This is a genomic window from Kribbibacterium absianum (assembly GCF_030067705.1).
In the GTDB taxonomy this organism is placed as follows: Bacteria; Actinomycetota; Coriobacteriia; order Coriobacteriales; family Atopobiaceae; genus Kribbibacterium; species Kribbibacterium absianum.
Genome location: NZ_JASJEX010000003.1, coordinates 308,144 through 323,612, shown reverse-complemented (window position 1 = coordinate 323,612; position 15,469 = coordinate 308,144). Strand labels below are relative to the sequence as shown.

Sequence of the window (15,469 nt, the reverse complement as noted above, 5' to 3'; positions counted from 1 at the left end):
TGTCGATCCGCACAAGGAGACGAACATGAACAAGCACCACACCGTCACCCGCCGCACGTTTGTCTGTGGCACGGCAGCGGCCGCCCTTCTCGGGCTCGCCGCATGCAGCAACCAGCAGGCCAAGGAGGAGGCGGCCGACGCCACGACCTCCGGCAGCACGTTGGGGCTCTCCGTGGTGGGCCTCTCCTGCATCGACCCCTACAACGTGCAGGACGACACCGACATCTCCGTGTGCCGCCAAGTGTTCGACCCGCTCGTGACCTATGACTTCCAAAAGGACGAGGTGGTCCCCTGCGCCGCCGAGTCCTGGTCCGCCAACGACGACGGCACCGTCTTCACCTTCAAGATCCGCGAGGGCGCGACCTTCCAGAACGGCGACAAGGTGGACGCCGCCGCGTTCCAGCGCGGATGGAACCGGCTCGTGAACCCGAAGACCATGGACAGCCCGAGCGCCGTGGCGAGCGCGCTCTCCGCCGTGAAGGGCTACCAGGACGTGCTCGACGGCAAGGCCGACGAGATGGAGGGCCTCGCCTGCCCGGACGAGCACACCTTTGAGGTGACCCTGTCCGAGCCGTTCTTCGAGTTCCCGATGATGTGCACGCTGATGCAGACGGCCCCCGTGCCGCAGGCGGCGCTCGACGACCCCACGACGTTCTTCCACTCCCCCATCGGCAACGGTGCCTACCAGATCGACGGCGAGTGGGTCGACGGCCAGTATGTGAACCTCAAGGCCTACGCGGGCTACACCGGCGACCCCAAGCCCTCCGTCGAGAACCTGCACATCATGATCCAAAAGGACGTGGACACCGGCTACCGCGAGTTCCAGGCGGGCAACGTGGACTACTGCGACGTGCCCACCGCGCAGATCGCGAGCATCAAGAAGGAGTACGGCGAGTCCGAGGACGGCTACACCATCACGCCGGGCCACCAGCTGCTGATGGGGACGATGCCCGCCGTGAGCTACCTGGTGTTCAACCTGGACGACGAGGCGCTCAAGGACGAGCACCTGCGCCAGGCCATGAGCCTTGCCGTCAACCGCGACAACCTCGTGAACACTGTGCTGCAGGGCTCTGCGGCTGCGGCCGACAACCTGGTCCCGCCGGCGTGCCAGGGCTACAAGGAGGGCCAGTGGGCCTACTGCGCCTACGACGTGGACAAGGCCAAGGAGCTCGTGGCCCAGTACTACCCGAACGGCACCCCTGAGCTGGCGTTCCTGTACAACGCCGACGGCGGCCACGCGGACACGGTCCAGGCCATCGCGGCGGACCTCCAGGCCGCCGGCATCAACGTGAAGCTGGAGAGCCTGGAGAACGCGGCGCTCCAGGAGCGCATCAACGACGGCGACTTCCAGATCGTGCGCACGGCGTCGCTCGCGCAGTACCCCTCCATCGACGACATCCTGCGCACGCTCTGCTCGTCCACGGGCGCGGACAACTCCGCCCACTATGAGAACGACGAGGTCAACGCGCTGCTGAGCCAGGCGCGCGGCACGTCCGACGCCACCGAGCGCACCGCCCTCTACCAGCAGGCCAACGCCATTGTGGCCGAGGCGTGCCCGTACGCGCCGCTGACCTTCTCGACGCTCCGCAAGCTGGGCTCGAGCAAGATCAAGGAGGCCTACGTGGCCCCCAACCGCGCACAGAGCGACGCGGCTTGGCAGACAGAGGCCTAGGACGCAATCACTCGCCGCGGCCGGCGGGGAGAAGGCCGCGGATCAGGTCGTCGATCGCAGTGGCGATGTCGCCCGCACGGCGCCACTCGTGCTCGACCACCACGGTGGACGTCACCGCCATCACGCCGTTCACGATGAGAGAAGCCCACTGCCACTCGTCGTTGAGGAGGGCGGCGCCCAGGGAAAGCGCAAAGCAGCACCAGAACACGAGCCGCATGCCCTCCCAAAACTTGCGGCGCCGCTCGCACCTGCGAGCCTGCTCGCGCAGCTCCTGCTCGTCGCCCTCCACTGCCCGGACCCGGGGCTTCTCGGCCACGGGGCTCGGGCAGTGCTCGGGGTCGCAGATCCACGCCGCGCAGTAGAGCGCGGTGCACGCGGACCGGAACGACCGCGCCACCATCGCCGTCATGAGCCCATAGGCCGCCGCTCCGCACCCGACGCCGATGCCGAGCGGCAGCGCCAGCCCGAGCAGCCCCTCGTACCCGGCCAGCAGCGGGACCGTTGCGCCCGCTCCCAGCACAAGGGACACGCCGGTCACCGTGCCGCGCTTCTCGTTCCAGCGGAAGGCCGACACGAACTCCCCCTGCGCCTCCTCGGTGAGCGCCTCCACGGCCGGCTCGCGCCCCTCGGCGATGCGCACGAGGGCGAGCAGCTCGTCGCGGTGCAGCTCGTCGGCTGCGGCGTCGAGCCCGCGGGCGACGCGGTCCTCGCGCGGCGAGAGCCCGTGGGCGTCGAGCCAGGCCATCACCTGGTCCACGGCCTTGTTGGATGCGGTTCCGTCCGGTCCGAGCACAGGACTCCCCTCAATCAACGTCGATTCAAATGATAAAGCATAGCGAGTCCGGGCAAGAACTCCTGCCCGGTCCCTGGAGGATACGGGCTGGACACAGGAGCGGGCCGGGGCGCTACAGGTCCTTCACGTACACCCGCGACTCCTCGCCTTTGACGTTGGGCATCGTCGTCAACAGCCGGTACCCATGCTTCTCGTAGAGGCCCACGTGCCCTGTGGAGATGTGCGTCCGAGCGGCCCCGGCCATCTTCGCGCGCCGCTCGGCCTCGCCCAGCAGGCGACCCATGCAGCCGCGCCCGCGATAGTCCGGCGACGTGTACACGTAGCCGACCCAGGGACCCAGATCCGTCGGACGGATGTCGTCCTGCGGGGCCAGCGTGCAGAACGAGACGAGCCGCTCGCCGTCCACCAGCATCAAAATGCGGGTGCCCTCGCCGAGAACCGCCCCGAGCGCGCCCTCCGCGACCATCTCGGCCAGGTGCTGGCCGGCCGACCAGTCGCACCGTTGCAGCTCGGCGAGCCAATGGGCTCGATCCGGCGATTCGTGAAGCTCGATGATGTCCATGGGTCCTCCGCGTGTCTGGGTGGCAAGCTTACCCGACCACTTGTAGCGCAACGCGGCCGTGTTGTCCCAGCGCCTGTCATCGACGAACCGTCGCATTGTGTTCCCGGGTAACGATTGCGGCCGCAACCCGTGCGCGGCATGGGTTCGCCGGATCGGGAAACGCGACCCGTGCGGCGCACGGCTCGCGCGCCCCGGATAGGGCAACCTGTGCGGCGCGTCTCTCGGGCTATCCGATCGGCTCGACCCGTGCGTGGCACTGGTTACTTAGAACGAGAATCGCGACCTGTGCGTGGCACGAGTCCGAGGCGGGCGACCTGTGCGCTACACGAGTTCCCCGGATCGGGAGCCCCGACCTGTGCGGCGCACGATCAGAGGGAGCCAACCTGTGCGGCACACAATCGGACGCGATTCGACGCCGACTACCTGTGCGCGGCATAGGTCAGCACCGACAACCTGTGCGCTGCACGAGTTCCCCGGATCGGGAAACGCGACCTGTGCGGCGCACGGCGCGAGACGGACGACCTGTGCGACTCACAGCTCGCGCGCCTCGGATAGAGCAACCTGTGCGGGGCACCATTCGGATTCTCCGATCGGCTCGACCTCTGCGGCGCACGAGTCCGCGCGAACGCCACGCCGCCTCACCCGATCCGGTACCGCTTGCCGTCTCGCTCGACCTCGCCGTCGCGCACCATGGCCGCCAGCTCGCTCGACAGCACGCTGCGGTTGACGCTCAGGTAGTTCGCCAGGTCGCCCTGCGTCACCGGCAACGTGACCCAACCCTCCGAGTCTGTTGGCAGGGTCGCAAAAAGCGAACGGAGCCGCCCGCGAACCGTGCGCGGCGCCGTGTGGAGGGCGCGCTGCGACAGGCGCACGTTGCGTTCGGCCGTCAGGCGCATCAGGTTGCGGAGCACCTGCGCCGCCGCCGAATCCCCCTGCTCCAGCGCCTGCCGCCACAGGTGGTCGACGGACAGCCACGCCACGACGCTCGGCTCCACGGCCGTCGCGTCCACCATCAACGGCCGGTCGCCGAGCATCGCGTAGGCCTCGCCAAAAGAGTCGCCCGGTGAGGCCCAGCCCATCACCGTGACATCGCCCGCGTCGCCAGGTCCCTCCATCAGCACGCGACCGGCAAGCACGATGCCCACGCGCGAAACCCGTTGTCCCGCGCGCAACAGTCGCTCGCCCTTGTCGTAAGCGCGGGTGCGCACCTGCAATTCCCGAGCCAGCACGTCTGCGTCCTCGTTGGCGACGCCCTCGAACAGCTGGACGTCAGCAATGCGCAGTGATTCCATACAGCCCCCTGTCTGTTGGGATCCCAACACCCTACCCGAGTCCTTGCAAGTACGTTCGGCCAAACGCCCGCCACAACGAGAGGGGTCGCCATGACCGACCAAGAGCGCGACGACATCGTCGCGGAGGTGAGGGAACTGCTCGGCACCGACATGTTCTGCTTCCAGTGCGAGCAGACCGCCAAGGGCACCGGCTGCACCGTGCGCGGCGTGTGCGGCAAGACCGCCGAGACCGCAGACCTGGAGGACCAGCTCACCGGGGCGCTCATCGCGTTCGCCCGCGTGGTGCACGACGCCGGCGTGGAGCGCCCGTGCGCCCACGCGTCGCTGCCGATGATCGAGGGGCTCTTCACCTGCGTCACCAACGTGTGCTTCGACCCGGAGGCCGTGCGGGAGATAATCGCGCGCATCCATGAGCGGGTGGAGCACGTGGCCGAGAGTCACTGGCTGGATCCGGCCGACTACCAGGACTTCTCGATGGCCTCCCTGTGGGGCGCGCCCGAGGACGTGCGCTCGCTCAAGAGCCTTGTCCTCTTCGGCCTCCGCGGCATGGCGGCCTACGCCTATCACGCGCGAGCGCTGGGCTACGATGACCAGTCGGTGGACGACTTCTTCTTCAAGGCGCTCTACGAGACCTCGGCGACGGACGACCCCGACAAGCTACTCGCGCTCGCGCTGGAGACCGGCCAGACCAACCTGGCCTGCATGGCGCTGCTCGACCAGGCCAACACGCAGACCTACGGCGACCCGGAGCCGCGCCAGGTGGAGCTCGTCGTGGAGCCGGGTCCCTTTATCGTCGTGTCCGGCCACGACCTGCACGACCTCTCGATGCTGCTGGACCAGACCGACGGCACCGGCGTGAACGTGTACACGCACGGCGAGATGCTCCCGGCCCTCGCCTACCCCGAGCTGCGCCGCCACCCGCAGCTCAAGGGCAACTTCGGCACCGCTTGGCAGAACCAGCAGAAGGAGTTCCAGGACATCCCGGCGCCCGTGCTCTTCACCACCAACTGCCTGATGCCGCCCCGGGCGAGCTACGAGGACCGCGTGTTCACCACCGAGTGCGTGGCGTACCCCGGCCTCGTGCACATTGACGCCGACGAGAACGGCCACAAGGACTTCTCGGCGGTAATCGAGAAGGCCAAGGAGCTGGGCGGCTATCCGGAGGCCCACGCGTTCACGGGCATCAACGGCGGCACGCAGGTGACCTGCGGCTTTGGGCGCGAGACCGTGCTCGAGCAGGCGCCGGCCATCGTGCAGGCCGTGAAGGACGGTCAAATCAAGCACTTCTTCCTGGTGGGCGGCTGCGACGGCGCGAAGCCGGGACGCAACTATTTCACCGAGTTCGTCGAGAAGACCCCCCAGGACTCCGTGGTGCTGACGCTGGCCTGCGGCAAGTACCGCTTCAACGACCTCGACCTGGGCACCGTTGCCGGACTGCCGCGCCTGCTCGACATGGGCCAGTGCAACGACGCCTACGGCGCCGTCCAGGTGGCCGTGGCGCTCGCGGACGCGTTTGGCTGCGGCGTGAACGACCTGCCGCTGAGCTTCGTGATCAGCTGGTACGAGCAGAAGGCCGTGGCCGTGCTGTTGACGCTGCTATCGCTCGGTATCCGCGACATCCACCTGGGGCCGAGCCTGCCGGCGTTCACGAGCCCGGACGTGCTCAAGGCGCTGCAGGACAACTTTGGCCTGACCACCATCAGCGCCGTGGACGAGGACCTGGCGGCGATGCTGGGGTAACGGAAGGTCCTGTTGAGCCGGCGGCCGCAGCTTTGCAGGGCTGCGGCAGCCGGCGTCACGTTTGAGGCGGGTGCCGTCCCCGTCCAAGCGACGAACCGTCGCTACTCCACCAGCCGCACCACCTCGTCGCACTGGGCGAGCAGCCCGTCGTCATGGGTGACCAGGAAGGTGACGTGGTCCGACCTGAGGGTGCGCAGCAGCTCCTCGACGTCCCGGCGGCCGTCCTCGTCGAGGGCCGCAGTGGGCTCGTCGAGCACCACCACGTCTGGGCGCTTGAGGAGCGCGCGGGCGATGGCGACCTTCTGGCGCTCGCCGCCCGACAGGCCCCCGTCCCCGCCGGTGACGGGGCGGTCGAGGCCGTCCTCCCGCACGAGCCTCTCGGCCCCCAGCCGGCGGAGCAGACGCTCCGCCTCGACCCTATCGGCGCCGGGCGCGAGGAGCGAGACGTTGTCCCGGAGCGTGCCCTTCACCATCTCGGGAGCCTGCTCCACGAAGGCGACGGTGCGTTCCCGCAAGGCGTATTGATCGACGGACTCGAGCGGGACGCCGTCGTAGGACACGCGGCCGCTGCGGCAACCCTCGAGGAGACCGGTCAACACGTCCATGAGGGTCGACTTGCCGCAGCCGTTGGGGCCGGCCACGCCGTAGACCCTCCCGCGCTCGAAGGTGTGGGTGAGCCCGCCGAGCAGGACGCGCTCGCTCCCGGGGTGCGTGGCGGTGAGGCCCTCCACGGCGATCTCCCCCACGTGCTCCGGCACCGCCTCGCCCCGGGGCTCCTCTGGCTCCGCGGCGAGGTCGCGCAGGTGCTCGTAGTTCACGCGGGCGGACTGGTAGTCGTGGCCGAAGCCGGCAAGCGACTCCACAGACGAGGTCATCGTGGAGAAGTAGCCGTAGGCGGTGGCGACGAAGCCGGCGGCCATGCGCCCGGAGGAGACCTCGACGACGGACACCCAGAGCAGAAGCCCGAGCGCGACGGCGCCGGCGAGGCCTGACGCCAAAGAGAACCTGCCGCCCACCATGTTGGCCTCGTACATGGAGGACCGCAGAGGCGTGTAGGCCTCCCGCATCCGGGACTCCGACCAGCCGAAGAGGGAGTGGCGCCTGACGAACGGAGCGTCCCTGAGCTGGGAGAGCATGCAAGCGGAATACCCGGAGAGGTCCTCCATGAAGTCGGAGTTCGCGGCGTGAATGCGCTCGCCGAAGGCGCCGTAGAGGAGGCCCGTGGCCACGGCCAGAGCGGCACAGACTAAGGAGAGGCGCCAGTCGATGGCCGCCAGGATCGCGACCGTCACGGCCAGGGAGCCACCGTTTTGGATGAGCCCCGTCACCGACTGCAGGAAGAAAACCGTGAGGTCGTTGGTGTCCGTATCCAGCCGCTTGCGCCAGAAGGACGGGTCGAAGCCCTCGAAAAAGGCGGGGCGGAGTCTCTGGATGTGCATGGTGGCGGTGACGTCCAGCTGGAACGACGAGTCCGCCTGCAGGTAGGTGTAAAGCAGGGTGCCGCGGTAGCCGGCGAGCGCCGAGGAGGTGCCGAGGGCGGCCACCAGCGCGCAAAGGACGCCCGCAGCCCCGGCGCCGGCTCCTCCAGCGAGCAGCGAGTTAATCGCGCTGCCCACCAGGAACGGGGTCGCGAGCCCGAGAAGCGCCTGCAGGAAACAGGCCACGACGTAGCGCACGAACATGCCCCGATCCACGATGCTTCGCCAGCAGTACGAGAACAGTTCCTTCATGGCTACCACCTAAGCCACTCCGCATTCGTGCAGCCTCAACTTGACCTGTATGTTGATCACATACGCAAGCCTTCGTCACCTCGAAGGTTTCGAAATCAACTGCAATCTTTGATGAATCTTGCAATAACCATCCTACCTAGAGACACATACAGCAAGCTTTTTACTTTGAGACATGTTCATCTCGGGCCTGTGAACTCCGTGAAAAAATCGAACGGTTCAGCTCATCTTGGAGGCTCTTCGTGAACTCAGGATCATCTGGCGGTCTAGGGCTTGGCAGTGACCTGGTTCAAAGACCCTCGTCACTGAGCCTCGAACCCCTTATGCACCATCACTTGCACCACCTGCCCGCCTGCCAAGATCGCAATCGTTCGGGGCGCTCTGACACTGTGTTCTGCGTGGCTTCCACGGGCTGCAACACGTGCTTGCACGAGCGAGCGCGCCGGACACTGCTAGTCGAAGCTTGCTGAGCGGCGTTTGCCCGGTGGACAGGAGACGGTAGTAGGCTTGCATCGCCACATGGGCGGGCGTCAACAACGTCTTGGCACTGAACAGCTAGCGGGACGCAAGATACCTCGCCAGCTGCGGAGACGCGACAGCCACATCACCACGGGTCGTCGCCACAAGCAGCCCCTTCTCGATAAGCTTCGCCCGAGCCTTGGTCAGCGACGACGACGGCCTACCCAACGACGCGGACGCCTCCGAAAAGCTCACCGGGCCGACACCACCCTCACGAGCCACGGCTTTGAGAAGCTCAAGCTGGTACGGAGGCACACCGTGCAGCATCGGGACAAGCACCGCGCTCTCAAAGCCTTTCTCGGCCTCCGCGATACCAGCTTGCGCATCCTGCTCCTCGACGGCCCCGACCCCACCGAGCCGCCGTCGCGCAGCCTGCCAGGTGTAGTAGCCCACCAGCTGCACCATGAACGGATGTCCCTGGGTGGCCTCTGCCATGGAACGCACAAGCTCCTTGCTGGCGAACATGGCGTCCTTACCGTCCATCGGCATCGAGAGAAATCATCGCGCTTTATAACCTTCTATCACCGTTTATAACTCTCTATCACCCTCCCGTCAGATCGCCGTGACAGAGAAGGCCAGGCAATCGCGACAGCGCTCGGCTGTCCGTCCGGACAGGTTTCAGCCTTTCTTTCGTTATCATTATTCCCATTGAAACCACTGTCGAAAGGACTCAGATGCGCAAGCTTCTCGTTGGCGTGGTGGGGCTTTCCCTGCTCACGTCCGTGCCATTCATCACCGCGTGTGGCTCGAACGCGGCTATGGACGCAGCCCAAGCTGAAGCCGAAGAGAACAAGGTGGACTACGCGGACGACGAGGCCATGAGCATCATCGCGTCGGGCCTCGAGGCTCGCTCCAAGAAGATTGACGACATGACCGCTCAGCTCGGCACGAACCTGTTCGACAACGAACAGATGCTCGCCGTCGTGAACAGCGAGCTCGACATCACCAGCCAGCTCAAGAACCGCCAGTTTGAGGACACCGTGCTGCAAGCCGACGTGCTCTCATACATCAACCTCCTCCAGCAGCAGCTTGACGTCATCGACACCTACTCCATCGACTCCATGGAGTACGCGGACAAGTGGACGTCCGTCTACGACGAGCGCTCCTCACTCCTGAAGAAGTTCGTGGACGAGTACGGCCTGACCGTCGAAGGCGAGAGCGCGCAATCCGGGCTGCAGGAGATCGTGCGCAACGCCAACGCCGTCAACGAGAAGGCCGACGAGCAGAAGAAGGTCGATGCCATCGTCAACGGCCTCACCTGGGACAAGACCGATGACGGTTACGGGTACTACACCTACACGTGTGTGCTCGAGAACACGTCCGACCTGACCTTCAGCAGCTTCAACCTTACCCTTGCGCTCTATGACGCGGAGGGCGTCCGCATGGGAGAGACGTGGGTCGGTAGCTCAACCGCCTGGCAGCCAGGCGAGAAGGTGCGCTTCGAAGCGGCCAGCGACATTGACGCCGCCGAGGTCAAGACCGAGGTCGACTGGTACGAAGTCGCGTAAACGAGGGACAGGCACGTTGAGGGGCGCGGCGGTCGGGGTCTCCTCGACCGCCGCGCCTTCTTCTCGGAAGGGCACTCGGCCCTGGCCGTTGTCTCACCGCTCAGATGGCTGCCAACGCAAAAGACCCCGAGTCTCATGACCCGGGGTCTCATCAGATGCCTTGACTCACCAGCCAGTCAAAGTCACGCCACCTCGACAGGTGCCTACTACCAATTGGCGCACCGGAGCGCCCAGGTGCTTAGCGTGCGTCACCCTCCTGTAGAGAAGAACCCCGCACTTCGACCGGAACGAATCCAGAGCTAGACAGGCTTCATCCTCCAGAGATCTCTCACTTGCTCTGCAGGCTGTCCATCCAAGCGTTTTCAATCACCTCACCGTCATCGAAAGAGGCTCCAAGATACCGGAAGCCATCAATCCACACGTCACTTCCGGCCATCCCAAAATCGAACGACCTCCCGTCCGGGAACGCCAGCACGATCATCTTCGCGTCCACGCCCGAGAAGTCCGTCGTCGCCTCTGGAGAGCAATAGAGGTCCCGGGAAAGTACGATATTGCAGACCGCGCGCAGGACGGCCGACGACTGGGACGGAGACAGTAGCTTTTCGGATCCCGAACCATCAGAGCAAACGGCCACGGCGCACTCGTCTCCCTCTTGGAGCCTAGCGGCGAGTTCAGCCAAAACGTCATCCCCCGCCCGTACCCTTGCGGCGAGCTCAGCCGCAAGGTCGCTGTGACCTTCGGAGGCAGCGCGAGAGTCGCTGGAGGCAATCACCGACGGTGCCCCGGCGTCGCCCGGATCGCGTGTCGTCTTGGGCTGGCTAGCCAGAATCGCAACTGACGCGGCGAGCACACAGCCGCACGCTAGAACAACAAGGGGTCGCTTGCACTTCACTTTGACTCCATGACAATCAGCGACGAGCACACATCACCCCCTAGCGTTCTCTTCAGCGCCCCGGGGCTCGAGTCCCTCGCAGTCACCCAGACCTCCACAATGTCGCCGGACACCAAGTTCGATGCGTCGACCTTCATGCTCCCCTTCATGACTTGACAACCGGGCTCGTAGCGCACCCTCAGAGCGGGGTCACCGGTCAGGGGCTGCTCCGAGAGATCGCGGCCAACGAGCCCCCAAGGGTAGAGAGCCATAACCCGAACGGGCACACTAAGGGAGCTGTTCCATCCCTTTGACTCCGCGCTCGAGAGCAACTGTGAACCAACCATCAGAGCCAGTAGAAGCCCAGTCGCAATGCCAGCAGAGACCGCCAGGAACACGGCGCGTTTAGCCTTCATTCGTACCTCCAGCTTCGGATGCTTGGACTCGGACCGCAAAGCGTGGATCTGCGCGATTTCAGATTAGCTTCATATCACGGTTTAAATCGCTCAGAAATCCCTCAAAGACCCCGCGATGTACCCGCAGTCCGCGCGAGCCGGGTCCCCTCAGAGCACGATGCGGCACTCGGTCCTGTCTCCGTCCCGCCGGATGCGCACGTCACCGCCGAGCAGCTCTGTGTACTCCTTGACCACGGCCATGCCGATGCCCGTGGAGCCGTCCGACCCCGCGTGGAAGCGGTCGAACGCCCGCCGCAGGTCCTCCTCGGCCGGCTCCTCGCCGTCGTCGCGCACCGACACGACCACGCGGGCCCCCTCGACCCGGGCGGAGACCTCCACGGCCGTGCGGGCGTGGCGCACGGCGTTCCGCAGGACATTCGTGAGCACGGAGAACAGGAGCCTCGGGTCGGCGTCCAAGGGCAGCCGCTCGGGCATCGACGGCACAAGCGCGACGCCCAACGCGGCCGCCTCCGGGGCCAAAAGCCCCAGCGCGTCGTAGAGCTCCTCCCGCACGTCGAGCGGCCTCGGCTCCGGGAGCACCGCGCCGGCGTCGGCCTTGGAGAGGGCGAGGATGTCGTCCACCAGCGCTCTGATACGCCCCAGCTCGCCGTCCACCACGGCGAGCGCCTCCTCCTGGCCGCAGAGGCCCTCCCGGAGAGCCGCCACATGGCCGCCCGCGATGGAGAGCGGCGTGCGCAGCTCGTGGGCGGCGTTGGCGAAGAGATCGGCCGCTCGCGCCTGGGCCTCAGCGACCTTGCGGAGGGCCCACCAGGCGAGGGCGCCCAGCGTGGCCACGAAGACGGCGGACACCGCCAGGAGCTGCCCGGCGGTGTCCCGCAGCGCTCTGAGGGCCGCGCCCACGTCCGCCACTAGGAGCTCCGCCGTGCCGTCACCCGCGTCCCGGCACAGGAGCACCACCGCGCCGTCGCCGAGCCGAGCCCTGGCCACCTGCGACTCGGCCGGCAGCCCCTGAGCCGCGCAGTGGCGCAGCGCCACGGAGACCGCGGCCGACGGGAAGCTCGACCCCTCCGTCGCTTGCCAGAACGGGTTCCCCGGGTCGGCGGGGACGGCCTGCACCTCCACGGGCACGCCTGTCTCCTCGGGGTCCCACTCGCCGGCCGCATACTGCGCCACGACCTCCTCCGCCCGGCGCCAGAGGACCTCCTCCTGGGTCGCGGCGAAGAGGCACACGAACGCCACGCAGCCGAGCGCGGCTGCAGCCACCACGAGCGCGACGGGGCGCAGGGAGGCCCCTCCCTTGGCCGGCGCCACGACCCTCACGACCTGTCCGCGAGGCGCCAGCCGAAGCCCCACACGGTCTCGTTCACCCAGTCCGAGCCTGCGTCCATGAGCTTGTGGCGGAGCCGGCGGCTCGCCTCCTCGGCGGCGCGGGTGTCGCCGGGCTCCCGCACGCCCCAGACCTCGGCCATGAGCTCCGCCTTGGAGACGGCGGCGCCCGGCCTCGCGAAGAGGTAGGAGAGCAGGCCGTACTCGGTGGGCGTGAGCGCGAGAGCCCGGCCATCGACGCTGGCCTCGCGGCGCACCGGGTCCAGCGCGAGGTTGCCGAGGGCCGGCGCGGCCTGGAGGGAGGCCCTCCTCAGGAGCGCGGATACCTTCGCCATGAGAAGCTCAGGCTTGAAGGGCTTGGTCACGTAGTCGTCGGCGCCGAGGCGCAGACCCCGACAGAAGTCCCCGTCGCCGTCCCGGGCGGTGAGGAGCACCACCGGCACCTGGGAGGTCGCGCGGAGACGCCGGAGGGCCTCCACGCCGTCGATGCCGGGCATCATCACGTCCAGCAGCACCAAGTCGCAGGGCCTCTCGCGGAACGCGGCCAGCAGTTCCTCACAGGTGCCAAAGCCGACGGCCTCGTGGCCCTCCCGGGTCAGGAAAGCCTCGAGCACCAGGCGCACCTGGGGCTCATCGTCGGCGAAGTACACACGGGCCATGATTACCTCGGAGGGACGGTGCGGTCAGAGCGGCACGTCACGTTTGCGGCAGATTCTGAAACGATTCTAAACCATATCGGCGCAAAGCCGCCCGCAGGAAGTGCCTCGCCGCTGATGACACACCAGGGGTCGCGGACGCTGTCGGTGTCGATGCCGCTCTCGCACACGACATCGGAGGCGGACTGCGACATCTCGCAATCCCACGTCGACGGGCCCATGGAGCCGCTCAGAACACCTATGGCGCAGCCCGGCTGCTTGCACTCGACGGCGGTGCGGCGGAGACCTCTGAGGCCGGGGTAGGCACCCGTCCTGGACGGTCATGGTCCCTCACCTCATCAATGCGGTGGATGCTATCGGCCCCTCGCACGAACGCAGCTCTTTATCCCGCGCGTTTTTTCCAGGAGCGGCCCTTCTTGTCCAGACCGTTCCGGTCGTGCCCCTCGCACTCAGCGTCGCGCCTGCTCGGCAAATAAACGGCGCAACCTGTTCTGGCTCCGATTCCCTACAGTGGCATACGCCAAGATCAGACATGAAAACAGGCCGCTCGGGGTTGCCCGAACGACCTGCGGTTTCTCTGGTGGCGGGGAAGGGAGTCGAACCCCTGACACGCGGATTTTCAGAGATTTTATCTATTGCGTTCCCTAATTCGAACTTATTGCGAGTCCCGTGAACCGGTTCGAGTCCTTACGACACCGCTACGACAAAAACTCCCTTAAATGCCTCTTTCCCGCCTGCATGCAGTAACACGTTAAATCGCCACAAGCGCACTGAAGGCGCCAAGACGGCGCACGTTGTCGGACGACGTTTCTGCCGGATTTGCAGGGTTAACGCGTAATCCGTGCAGGGACGTGCAGGGAAAAGAGGTTAACTTTTGGAAAAGGTATACACGCGGACGCGCGTCAAGAAGATCCAGCGAGGCGGCCGAACCGTCTTCGTGGGATACGCCGCCCGCAAGGACACGGACCGCTGGCGCGAGAAGGAGCACGTGCTCAAGGCCCGCACCGAGGCCGAGGCCAAAGCCGAGCTCGCGGACTGGTGCATGGAGCTCGAGATGCAGGAGGCCATGAACCGCACGCGCGTGTTCCCGCGCTGCCAGGCCCTCGTCGCCGACTACGTGGACGCCTTCGTCGACGAGCTCGAGATGTCGGGCCGCATCGAGCCGGCCACCGTGCGCAGCTACCGCGGCAGCGCCCGGCTGATCCGCTCGCAGTTCGAGAGGGTGCCGCTGACCGCCCTCACTTCGGACGATATCCGCGCCTGGGAGAGCGGCCTCATGGCGGACGGCAAGTCCTCAAGCACGGTGACGAAGGCCCACGGCCTTCTCAAGCAGGCCTTGTACCGCGCCGTCGAGCGCGGGCAGATCGACCGCAACCCCGTCGAGACGGTGCGGCCGCCCAAGAAGGTCAAGAAGAAGCCGGGCATCAACGCGCTCGACACCCAGGGCCGCAACGAGATGCTCGACGCCCTGTCCCACATGACGATGACCCCCGTGGTCATGGCCGCTCTGGTCGCACTCTTCACCGGCATGCGCGGGGGAGAGGTCTCCGGCCTGAAGTGGGCCGACGTCGACTTCGAGCACGGCATCATCTGGGTCCGCCGTGCCATCGCGCTCGGCAAGGGCGGCGCCTACGTCAAGCTCCCCAAGACGGACCGCGGCCGGGACGTCGTGCTCCCGTCAAGCTTGGAGAAGCTGCTGCGTGAGTGGCGCGCCATCCAGGTCGAGGAGTTCCAGGCGGCCGGCGCCACGTGGTCACGCGACGAGTACGTCCTCGGCAGCCCGGGCGCCTTCCTGCACCCGAGCGTGCTCAGCCGCAGCTGGGCGACCCTGGCCATGTCCATCGGAATCCTTGGCACCGAGGGGCGAGTGCCCACGTTCCACGATCTGAGGCACACCTGGGCGACCATGTACCTGGCCGCCGGCGGCGACGTCAAGACGGCCGCGTCGAACCTCGGGCACGCCAAGCCGTCCATGACCTTGGACGTCTACGCCTCCCAGGACCCCGACGCCAAGCGCCGTGCCGCGGACCTCGTCGAGAAGGCCATGCGCGGAGGCGACCGCGACCTGCGGGGCGACCTCGAGACCTCGGACGAGCCTCTCGTCATGCCCCGTCGCAAGCGTGCGTAACCGCACGCCACCGGTGCCGGCCGCCTCGTTCGGCCGGCACCCCACTCGCCCCCGAGCACCCCCCATCGTCTAGGAGCAGCTATGCAAAAGCCCGCTTTCACTCCAGTCCACTGCAAGAGCGGTGTCGGTAAGACCATGACCGCTCTCTACGTGGCACAACAGCTCCGCAAGGAGCACCAATCCCCGTGCAATCGACGTCGACCGGCTCCATCGGTCTTCGTCCCAGTCATCGTTGGCCGCCCCATGGCGGCCGGTAAGG

Annotated in this window: 13 protein-coding genes; 4 read left to right on the top strand and 9 right to left on the bottom strand. The window is 66.7% G+C overall.

The genetic code is table 11. The features are described from left to right. The first annotated feature begins 25 nt into the window (after positions 1-25). Positions 26-1,672, top strand: a complete 1,647-nt coding sequence (locus QJ043_RS07235) for a peptide ABC transporter substrate-binding protein (protein ID WP_283712989.1) — start codon at positions 26-28, stop codon at positions 1,670-1,672. A 7-nt stretch (positions 1,673-1,679) separates the two neighbouring features. Here the strand turns inward: QJ043_RS07235 and QJ043_RS07230 are convergent, their stop codons facing one another. The 3 genes from QJ043_RS07230 to QJ043_RS07220 form a co-directional block, all read right to left on the bottom strand. Beyond that, complete coding sequence (locus tag QJ043_RS07230; protein ID WP_283712988.1) at positions 1,680-2,465, bottom strand: hypothetical protein; 786 nt, start codon at positions 2,463-2,465, stop codon at positions 1,680-1,682. A 112-nt stretch (positions 2,466-2,577) separates the two neighbouring features. After that, positions 2,578-3,027: a GNAT family N-acetyltransferase gene (locus tag QJ043_RS07225; protein ID WP_283712987.1), complete on the bottom strand. Its 450-nt coding sequence runs from the start codon at positions 3,025-3,027 to the stop codon at positions 2,578-2,580. A 638-nt stretch (positions 3,028-3,665) separates the two neighbouring features. Next, the gene (locus QJ043_RS07220; protein ID WP_283712986.1) at positions 3,666-4,319 is read right to left on the bottom strand and encodes a Crp/Fnr family transcriptional regulator; all 654 of its coding nucleotides are present in this window, start codon (positions 4,317-4,319) and stop codon (positions 3,666-3,668) included. A 90-nt stretch (positions 4,320-4,409) separates the two neighbouring features. Here QJ043_RS07220 and hcp point away from each other — a divergent pair, with 90 nt between their 5' ends. After that, complete coding sequence (gene hcp / locus QJ043_RS07215; protein ID WP_283712985.1) at positions 4,410-6,059, top strand: hydroxylamine reductase; 1,650 nt, start codon at positions 4,410-4,412, stop codon at positions 6,057-6,059. Between the two features lie 101 nt (positions 6,060-6,160). On the opposite strand, the gene QJ043_RS07210 is transcribed toward hcp, so the two are convergent. Then, positions 6,161-7,789, bottom strand: a complete 1,629-nt coding sequence (locus tag QJ043_RS07210) for an ATP-binding cassette domain-containing protein (RefSeq protein ID WP_283712984.1) — start codon at positions 7,787-7,789, stop codon at positions 6,161-6,163. Positions 7,790-8,341: 552 nt separating this feature from the next. Then, the gene (locus QJ043_RS07205) at positions 8,342-8,740 is read right to left on the bottom strand and encodes a hypothetical protein (protein ID WP_283712983.1); all 399 of its coding nucleotides are present in this window, start codon (positions 8,738-8,740) and stop codon (positions 8,342-8,344) included. Positions 8,741-8,979: 239 nt separating this feature from the next. Here QJ043_RS07205 and QJ043_RS07200 point away from each other — a divergent pair, with 239 nt between their 5' ends. Next, complete coding sequence (locus tag QJ043_RS07200; RefSeq protein WP_283712982.1) at positions 8,980-9,813, top strand: FxLYD domain-containing protein; 834 nt, start codon at positions 8,980-8,982, stop codon at positions 9,811-9,813. 328 nt (positions 9,814-10,141) lie between these two features. Here the strand turns inward: QJ043_RS07200 and QJ043_RS07195 are convergent, their stop codons facing one another. The 4 genes from QJ043_RS07195 to QJ043_RS07180 all read right to left on the bottom strand — a co-directional run bounded on the left by QJ043_RS07195 (position 10,142) and on the right by QJ043_RS07180 (position 13,085). Beyond that, positions 10,142-10,705 (bottom strand): hypothetical protein, encoded by a 564-nt coding sequence (locus tag QJ043_RS07195; protein WP_283712981.1) that lies wholly within the window; start codon positions 10,703-10,705, stop codon positions 10,142-10,144. Continuing rightward, positions 10,702-11,100 (bottom strand): hypothetical protein, encoded by a 399-nt coding sequence (locus QJ043_RS07190; RefSeq protein ID WP_283712980.1) that lies wholly within the window; start codon positions 11,098-11,100, stop codon positions 10,702-10,704. Before QJ043_RS07190 ends, QJ043_RS07195 begins: the two co-directional genes overlap by 4 nt. A 147-nt stretch (positions 11,101-11,247) precedes the next feature. Beyond that, positions 11,248-12,420 (bottom strand): sensor histidine kinase, encoded by a 1,173-nt coding sequence (locus QJ043_RS07185; RefSeq protein ID WP_283712979.1) that lies wholly within the window; start codon positions 12,418-12,420, stop codon positions 11,248-11,250. Beyond that, positions 12,417-13,085: a response regulator transcription factor gene (locus tag QJ043_RS07180; RefSeq protein WP_283712978.1), complete on the bottom strand. Its 669-nt coding sequence runs from the start codon at positions 13,083-13,085 to the stop codon at positions 12,417-12,419. The genes QJ043_RS07185 and QJ043_RS07180 overlap by 4 nt, the downstream gene beginning before the upstream one ends. 871 nt (positions 13,086-13,956) lie before the next feature. Between QJ043_RS07180 and QJ043_RS07175 the strand changes: the two genes are divergently transcribed. Continuing rightward, positions 13,957-15,210, top strand: coding sequence for a tyrosine-type recombinase/integrase (locus tag QJ043_RS07175; RefSeq protein WP_283712977.1), 1,254 nt, complete (start codon positions 13,957-13,959; stop codon positions 15,208-15,210). The last annotated feature ends 259 nt before the right edge of the window (positions 15,211-15,469 follow it).

Excerpts from the sequence above, each read along its gene's own strand:
- QJ043_RS07235 (WP_283712989.1), top strand. The coding sequence starts at position 26 with ATGAACAAGCACCACACCGTCACCCGCCGCACGTTTGTCTGTGGCACG.
- QJ043_RS07225 (WP_283712987.1), bottom strand. The coding sequence starts at position 3,027 with ATGGACATCATCGAGCTTCACGAATCGCCGGATCGAGCCCATTGGCTC.
- hcp (WP_283712985.1), top strand. The coding sequence starts at position 4,410 with ATGACCGACCAAGAGCGCGACGACATCGTCGCGGAGGTGAGGGAACTG.
- QJ043_RS07210 (WP_283712984.1), bottom strand. The coding sequence starts at position 7,789 with ATGAAGGAACTGTTCTCGTACTGCTGGCGAAGCATCGTGGATCGGGGC.
- QJ043_RS07220 (WP_283712986.1), bottom strand. The coding sequence starts at position 4,319 with ATGGAATCACTGCGCATTGCTGACGTCCAGCTGTTCGAGGGCGTCGCC.
- QJ043_RS07200 (WP_283712982.1), top strand. The coding sequence starts at position 8,980 with ATGCGCAAGCTTCTCGTTGGCGTGGTGGGGCTTTCCCTGCTCACGTCC.
- QJ043_RS07190 (WP_283712980.1), bottom strand. The coding sequence starts at position 11,100 with ATGAAGGCTAAACGCGCCGTGTTCCTGGCGGTCTCTGCTGGCATTGCG.
- QJ043_RS07180 (WP_283712978.1), bottom strand. The coding sequence starts at position 13,085 with ATGGCCCGTGTGTACTTCGCCGACGATGAGCCCCAGGTGCGCCTGGTG.
- QJ043_RS07205 (WP_283712983.1), bottom strand. The coding sequence starts at position 8,740 with ATGGCAGAGGCCACCCAGGGACATCCGTTCATGGTGCAGCTGGTGGGC.